The organism is Microbacterium sp. Kw_RZR3, assembly GCF_029222405.1.
Lineage (GTDB): Bacteria > Actinomycetota > Actinomycetes > Actinomycetales > Microbacteriaceae > Microbacterium.
The window spans coordinates 1-7425 of sequence record NZ_JARHXC010000100.1 but is presented as its reverse complement, the minus strand read 5'-3'; the positions used below and the strand labels follow the sequence as shown (position 1 = coordinate 7425).

Genomic DNA, 7425 nt, shown 5'->3' with positions numbered 1-7425 from the left:
TACTCACCCGCCGTGAGATTCCTCCCCGACGACCCACCCCCACCCGACCACGACCACGCCCCGTTCTAACCCAACTCCCGGCGGGGCGGTTGACCGCGCACCATCCCTCAACCCGACCTGGAGCACGGCCGCCAGGGACCCGCGCGCACGCACCCGCGGCGCCCACGCCTACTTGCGCCGCGCGCCCACGCCTACTCGTGCGGTGCACCACCCTGCGCCCGCGCCGGAAGCTCGCGCCCAGCGCGCCCGAACCGCAAAGCCTACGGCCCCACCGCCAGCCCGCGCCTAGGGTGTGTCTGACAGTGGGAGCACGCAGGTGTACGAACCGCGTCCGTCTGACGTCAGTCCTCCGCCCACCGAGCCGATCAGCGTCGCGATCTCTCAGCCGAGCGCCGAGCCAGCCCGGAACACCGCCTCACATCCGGGGCGGCGGACACGACAATCGTCGACTCCAGGCAATCACGCCGTGATTTACCGTGCTGCGATTGTCCTCAACGGGGTCGTCTCCTGGATTCACTTTCTCGAGGCTCGGCGCGGATCAGGCGAACAGAAAGTAGAACGACAGATGCAGCGCGAGGATCAGGTGCAAGGTCTTCAGCCCGACCCGCAGCGAAGCGAGCGTGACGCCGAGCGCAAGGATCGCCATACTCGGAAGCCAGTTTCCGAGTCCAAACCGTTCAGGGATGAACAGAACGTGTCCGAGCCAGAAGATCGCAGCGCTCAGCACGATCACCGTCCAGGCGGGCAGTCGCTCACCCAGGTAGCTCTGCAGGAGTCCGAACGTCAGATAGTCCTGCCAGAACACGGACACCATCATCCACACCATGTACAGCAGCACGGGAAGGATCAGGTCGTCGTGGAACGGCAACGCGATCGCCAGCACCACCGGAAGTGCATACAGCCATAGCGACCACGACCGCGCGAACAGCACGCTATTGAAACGCCTGTGCGTGAGCAGGAGAGCAGCGACTACCGCCAGCGCCACCCCGGTTTCGATAGCGATGGCTCCGGCCAGATTGTCGGTGATGAGGTGACCGATCCCATTGCTCAGTAGTCCGGGAGTCAGCGCCCACAACCCGAACCAGGCAGCGATAGCTACCCCGACGTTCCACCACGGTCGACGAACACCCCCGTCAGCCGGTTCACGAGCTGACGACGGCGGAAGGTGCTGCGAGATACTCACTGGGAAAGTCTGGCATCGACGGACCCTTCGTCAGGCAGGCCCTAGTACCCCGCGCCGAAACGCCCAGCGCGCCCCTACCGCAACGCCCACAGCCACGGCCACGGCCACGGCCACGGCGCGTACGAGCACGCACCGCCGCGCTCGTACGCGCACCTGTATGCACGCGCGTGCCACCCTCTGTGGGGGCACTCCCACGTCCGGCGCAGGACACGCCCCGCTCACTGAGCAATCGGCCGCACCGGCGGCCCCAGACGGCCACCCCCACCCTCATCACCCAGGCGATGCCGTAGCACGAACCTCCAGGCGATCGCCCAACGACGGACTCCGCATCGACGCCCATCGCCTCACCGCACGGTTTCGAGTCACCCGCCCGCGCGGCGCCTTCGAGACGCGCTGTTCGAGCGCCCGGCGCTCAGCCCGAGAGCCCTCGACGCTCGAGCAGAGGCTGGATCTCGGCATCCCGGCCCCGGAAGTCGCGGTAGGCGGCGAGCGGATCGGTCGAGCCGCCGACACCGAGGAGACGCTCGCGGAAGCGGTCGCCGTTCGCGCGTGACAGGCCACCGTTCTCGCGGAACCACTCGACCGTGTCGGCGTCGAGAACCTCGCTCCAGATGTACGAGTAGTACCCCGCGCTGTATCCGCCCGAGAACACGTGTGCGAAGTAGGTCGAGGCGTAGCGGGTGGGGACGGCGGGGTTGTCGAGGCCGATATCGGCGAGCGCCTCGGCTTCGAACGTCCGGACGTCGATCTCGGACGCCGCCTCTTCGACCGAGAGGCCGTGCCACGCCTGATCGATCCAGGATGCCGCGAGGTACTCGCTCGTCGCGAAACCCTGGTTGAACGCTTCCGACGCGTGCAGCCTTTCGACGACGTCCGTGGGCAGAGGCTCATCGGTGTCGATGTGACGGGCGTAGTTCGTCAGGATCTCGGGCCAGAGGATCCACATCTCGTTGACCTGGCTCGGGAACTCGACGAAATCGCGGTGCACCGCGGTGCCCGCGAAATGCGGGTAGGTCACCGTGGCGAACAGACCGTGCAGGGCGTGACCGAACTCGTGGAAGAGCGTCGTGACCTCGTCGAGCGTCAGCAGCGTGGGTGTGCCCGGTGCCGGTTTGTTGACGTTCAGGTTGTTGACGACGACGGAAGCCGTCCCCCGCAGGGCCGACTGCGTGACGATCGAGTTCATCCAGGCGCCGCCGCGCTTGGAATCGCGCGTGTACAGGTCGAGCAGGAACAGTCCGAGCTCGCTGCCGTTGGCGTTGTGCACCTCGAAGACGCGCACGTCGGGGTGGTAGCCCTGCAGATCGTGACGTTCGGTGATCGTCACCCCGTACAGCTGCTCGGCCGCGAAGAAGACGCCGTCGCGGAGCACGCGCTCGGCCTCGAACCAGGGGCGCAGGGCCGCGCGATCGAGGTCGTACTCGGCCGCGCGCACCTTCTCGGTATAGAAGGCCCAGTCGTGGGCTTCGATCCGGATGCCGTCGGCGTCGGCGATGCGCTGGAGCGCCGCTTGCTCCGACCGAGCGTTCGCCGCGGCGGGCACGGCGAGGCGACGGAGGAGATCGTGCACGGCTTCAGGGGACCCGGCTGTCTGGTCGGCAAGGATCGCCGCCGCGTGAGACGGGTAGCCCAGGAGGGCGGCGCGCTCGGCGCGGAGGCGCACGATCTCGCGGAGGACCTCGCGGTTGTCGTGCGCGTTGCCACGCGTACCGCGGGCGCGCGAGGCTTCGAGGAGACGACGCCGGCTCTCGCGATTGGCGAGGGAGGCGAGGTACGGGTGACCGGTGTAAAGGGTGAGGGTGACGACATACCGACCGTCGAGCCCGCGGGCGGTGGCGGCCTGCGCCGCGGCCGACAGCTCGCCCTCGCTGAGACCGTCGAGCTCGGCGACGTCGTCGAACACGACGGCGAGATCGTTCGTGTCGGCGAGGAGGTTCTTCTCGAACGTCGTCGTGAGCACCGAGAGGCGCTGGTTGAGGTCGGTGAGCCGCACTTTCTGCGCATCACCGAGACCGGCGCCGGCCAGCGACATCTCGCGGTGGTGACGCTCGACGAGGTAGCGGCTCTCGGCATCCAGACCCAGCTCGTCGAGCTGCGCGTGAAGGGCCGAGATGCGGGCGAAGAGAGTCGCGTCCAGCTGGATGGCGTCACTGTGGGCGGCCATGAGCGGCGCGAGCTCTTCCTCGACGGCTTGGATCTCGGCCGTGCCGTCCGCCGACGACACCGTGTAGAACGTGCGGGCGATGCGGTCGAGTAGGGCGCCGCTGCGCTCGAGGGCCACCAGGGTGTTCTCGAAGGTCGGCGCCTCGGTTTGCGAGGTGATCTGCTCCACCTCGGCCCGGTGCACGGCGAACGCTTCGCGGAACGCGGGCAGGTAGTGCTCGACGCGGATGCTACCGTACGGCGGCAGGTCGTAGGGGAGAGCGGGCGGTGAGAGGAGGGGATTGGTCACGGCATCCGTCATCCGTCCAGCGTAGTCACCCGCCTCGCGCGCGGATGCAAAGAAATGTTTGCATCGATAAAGTTGCAAAGGTATCTTTGCAGTATGAGCCCGGAGACACCCCGCGAACGCGTCCTCGACGCCGGCGCACTGCGCGCCCTCGCCCACCCCCTGCGGGTGCGTCTGTTCGATCTGCTGAGCCAGTACGGCGCTCAGACGGCGAGCGGACTGGCCGCGCTCACGGGGGAGTCCACGGGGGCCACGAGCTACCACCTGCGCGCGCTCGCGCGTCACGACCTCATCCGCGAGGTCGAGGGGCGAGGGACGGCGCGCGAGCGGTGGTGGGAGCGGCCCGCAGGCTCCGTCACGTTGTCGGACCCCGAACTCGCGAAGACCCCCGCGGGTCGAGCCGTGCAGGAGGCCGTCGCGAGCGAGACGTTGACGCTGCGACAGGAGCAGCTCATGCAGTTCGTGCGCCACGGGTGGGAGGAGCCCTCGGAATGGCGGGACGCCACCCTGATCTCCACCGCCAGCGCGAGACTGACAGCCGAACAGATGGCCGAGCTCAGCGCTCGGCTGCAGACCGTGATCGACGAGACGATCGCCCAGTACCGAGACCAGACCGGAGAGGACGTCCGCGTGGTGTCGATGCGCGCCGACGTCTTCCCCCTGCCCGCTCAAGGAGCCGCATCATGACCACCCTGACGACCTCCCTGCCCACCACGCCCCGCGCGCTCGCGCCGACCGCTCTCGACCGCACGCTCATCGCGCTCTCGCGGGCGCTCGCACGAACGGCCGAGAACCGCATGCGGGCGCGCGAGGACCGAGCTGTCGCGGCTTGCGCACGCGACACCGCCCGTGATCGAGGGCGCTCGCTGACCGCGGAGGCGGAGTTCACGCTCCGCATCCGCTGACGTCGGCTCAGGCGAACTCGTCGCCCTCGTCGTAGCGCACGACGACCTCGCCGGCGGCATCCTGCGTCACGATGACGCCGGTGTCGAGCTCGGCGACCGGACGGCCTTCAAGGAAGGTCAGCGTCCACCGCGGCGCGGGGGCGCTGAGCCCGTCGGGGTTGAGAGCTTCCTCGACCGCGGCGATCTGCGCGTGGAGCACCTCGGGAACAGCCTTCGGCGGCTCTTCGCGGGCGGTCCAACGGGTTCCGAGCTGCATCAGTCCTCCTGGGGTGCGAACACGATGTCGGTGACGGTGGTGGTCTCGCCCTCGGCGAAGGCGATCGTCTCGATGCGTCCCACCGCGCGCAGGTCGCCCTCCGCGAGGCGCAGGGCCTCGACGTGCGGCCCGGACACGGTCAGCGAGGTGACCGGCGTCTTCTGCGAGGCCTTCGCCTCGGTCTTGGCGCGACGGATGCCGATGAGCGCCTGACTCACGGCGGTCAGCACGGCCGGGTCGCCCTCGATGCCGAGCGGTTCGGGCCATGCGGCGGTGTGCACCGACCCCTCCTCGAACCACGACCACACCTCTTCGGACGCGAACGACAGCACGGGCGCGAACAGGCGCACGAGCGTCGACAGGGCCGTGCGCAACGCGAGAGCCGCGGAGGCCTGCCCCACGTCGGTCTGGTCGTAGGCGCGCTCCTTCACGAGCTCGAGGTAGTCGTCGCAGAACGTCCAGAAGAACGACTCGGTGATCTCGAGCGCCCGCGCGTGGTCGTACGCCTCGAACGCGGCGGTCGCGTCGCGCACCACGGTATCCAGGGTCGCGAGCATCGACGCGTCGAGCGCGTGCGTGACCTGCGCGCCCTCGGGCACGGGGAACGACAGCACGAACTTCGCCGCGTTCAGCAGCTTGATCGCGAGGCGCCGGCCGATCTTGACCTGGGTCGGGTTCTGCGGGTCGAAGGCCGCGTCGGTACCGAGGCGGCTGGAGGCCGACCAGTACCGCACCGCGTCGGAGCCGTGCTGCTTGAGGATGTCGGCGGGCGTGACCACGTTGCCCTTCGACTTCGACATCTTCTTGCGGTCGGGGTCGACGATGAAGCCCGAGATCGCGGCATCCGACCACGGGGCACGGTCGTCTTCGAGGGCGCTGCGCAGCATGGTCGAGAAGAGCCAGGTGCGGATGATGTCCTGACCCTGCGGGCGCAGGTCGAACGGCGACACGAGGTTCCACAGCTCCTCGTCGCGCTGCCAGCCGCCGGCCAGCTGCGGGGTGAGGGAAGACGTCGCCCACGTGTCGAGGATGTCGCGCTCGGCGTCGAAGCCGCCGGCCGCACCGCGCTGGTCCTCGGTGTATCCCGGGGGCACGTCCGTGGTCGGGTCGACGGGCAGCGACGCCAGGTCGGGGGTCAGCACGCGGTCGTAGTCCCGCTCCCCGTTCTCGTCGAGGGCGTACCAGACCGGGATCGGCACGCCGAAGAAGCGCTGGCGCGACACGAGCCAGTCGCCGGTGAGCCCGTTGGTCCAGTTCTCGAAGCGCACGCGCATGAAGTCCGGATGCCACGACATCTCGCGACCGAGCGAGATCAGGCGCTCGCGCAGCTCGGCATCCCGCGCACCGTTGCGGATGTACCACTGGCGCGTCGACACGATCTCGAGCGGGCGGTCGCCCTTCTCGAAGAACTTCACGGGGTGGGTGAAGGGCTTCGGGGCGCCCTCCATGGCGCCGGACTCCTGCAGCAGCTCCACGATGCGCTTCTTGGCGCTGAACACGGTCTTGCCCGCGAGTTCCGCGTACGCAGCCTGCGCGGCATCCGTCACGATCACGTCGGGGGCGTCGGCGACGATGCGACCGTCCTTGCCGATGATCGTGCGGTTGGGGAGGTCGAGCTCGCGCCACCAGATGATGTCGGTCACGTCGCCGAACGTGCAGATCATGGCGATGCCCGAGCCCTTGTCCTTCTGCGCGAGGGGGTGGGCGAGCACCGGCACCTCGACGTCGAAGAGGGGCGTGCGCACGGTCGAGCCGAACAGCGGCTGGTAGCGCTCGTCGTCGGGGTTGGCCACGAGGGCCACGCACGCGGGCAGCAGCTCGGGGCGGGTGGTCTCGATGAACACGTCGCCCGAACCGTCGGTCTTGGCGAAGCCCACGCGGTGGTACGCGGCGGGCTGGTCGCGGTCCTCGAGCTCGGCCTGGGCGATCGCGGAACGGAAGTCCACGTCCCACAGCGTCGGCGCGAGCGCCTGGTACGCCTCGCCGCGCTCGATGTTGCGCAGGAACGCCAGCTGGCTCGTGCGGATCGAGTCGTCGGAGATCGTGCGGTACGTCTGCGTCCAGTCGACGCTCAGGCCCAGCTCGCGGAAGAGGTCCTCGAACTGCTTCTCGTCTTCGACGGTGAGCTGCTCGCACAGCTCGATGAAGTTGCGGCGGCTGATCGGCACCTGGTCGGCGGCCTTGCTGCTCTTGTTGTCGCCTCCCGCGAACGGCGGGGTGAAGTCGGCGTCGTAGGGGAGCGAGGGGTCGCAGCGCACGCCGTAGTAGTTCTGCACGCGGCGCTCGGTGGGCAGGCCGTTGTCGTCCCAGCCCATGGGATAGAACACCGTCTTGCCGCGCATGCGCTCGAAACGCACCTTCACGTCGGTGTGCGTGAACGAGAACACGTGCCCGATGTGCAGGCTCCCGGACGCCGTCGGCGGCGGGGTGTCGACCGAGTACACGCCCTGACGACCGGCCTCGGCGGCGCGGATGCGGTCGAAGACGTAGGTGCCGTTCTCACGCCACGCGGCGTCCCACTTCTGCTCGAGGCCTTCCAGGGCGGGCTTGTCGGGAATCGTGGCCATGGGGGTACTCCTCGAGCGATATGGGCGGCACTGTGTGAGCGTGCCTGATGGGTGTGGCATCCAGG

At 68.8% G+C, this 7425-nt stretch carries 6 protein-coding genes; 2 read left to right on the top strand and 4 right to left on the bottom strand.

Annotation, left to right across the window (positions count from 1 at the left end):
• Positions 1 to 538: 538 nt before the first annotated feature.
• Entirely contained in the window at positions 539 to 1183 is a 645-nt protein-coding gene (locus P2P98_RS05345) for a hypothetical protein (protein ID WP_275797896.1), read from the bottom strand.
• 412 nt (positions 1184 to 1595) lie between these two features.
• Positions 1596 to 3647 (bottom strand): M3 family metallopeptidase, encoded by a 2052-nt coding sequence (locus P2P98_RS05340; protein WP_275797894.1) that lies wholly within the window; start codon positions 3645 to 3647, stop codon positions 1596 to 1598.
• 81 nt (positions 3648 to 3728) lie between these two features.
• Between P2P98_RS05340 and P2P98_RS05335 the strand changes: the two genes are divergently transcribed.
• The gene (locus P2P98_RS05335; protein ID WP_275797892.1) at positions 3729 to 4319 is read left to right on the top strand and encodes a helix-turn-helix domain-containing protein; all 591 of its coding nucleotides are present in this window, start codon (positions 3729 to 3731) and stop codon (positions 4317 to 4319) included.
• A complete protein-coding gene (locus P2P98_RS05330; protein WP_275797890.1) occupies positions 4316 to 4537 on the top strand; it encodes a hypothetical protein in 222 nt (73 codons plus the stop codon). The genes P2P98_RS05335 and P2P98_RS05330 overlap by 4 nt, the downstream gene beginning before the upstream one ends.
• Before the next feature lie 7 nt (positions 4538 to 4544).
• Here the strand turns inward: P2P98_RS05330 and P2P98_RS05325 are convergent, their stop codons facing one another.
• Positions 4545 to 4793, bottom strand: a complete 249-nt coding sequence (locus tag P2P98_RS05325; RefSeq protein WP_058626675.1) for a hypothetical protein — start codon at positions 4791 to 4793, stop codon at positions 4545 to 4547.
• The gene (gene valS / locus P2P98_RS05320; RefSeq protein ID WP_275797888.1) at positions 4793 to 7360 is read right to left on the bottom strand and encodes a valine--tRNA ligase; all 2568 of its coding nucleotides are present in this window, start codon (positions 7358 to 7360) and stop codon (positions 4793 to 4795) included. Before valS ends, P2P98_RS05325 begins: the two co-directional genes overlap by 1 nt.
• Between the last annotated feature and the right edge of the window lie 65 nt (positions 7361 to 7425).

Coding starts and splice junctions, on each gene's coding strand:
- P2P98_RS05340 (WP_275797894.1), bottom strand. CDS start 3,647: ATGACGGATGCCGTGACCAATCCCCTCCTCTCACCGCCCGCTCTCCCC.
- P2P98_RS05335 (WP_275797892.1), top strand. CDS start 3,729: ATGAGCCCGGAGACACCCCGCGAACGCGTCCTCGACGCCGGCGCACTG.
- P2P98_RS05330 (WP_275797890.1), top strand. CDS start 4,316: ATGACCACCCTGACGACCTCCCTGCCCACCACGCCCCGCGCGCTCGCG.
- P2P98_RS05325 (WP_058626675.1), bottom strand. CDS start 4,793: ATGCAGCTCGGAACCCGTTGGACCGCCCGCGAAGAGCCGCCGAAGGCT.
- valS (WP_275797888.1), bottom strand. CDS start 7,360: ATGGCCACGATTCCCGACAAGCCCGCCCTGGAAGGCCTCGAGCAGAAG.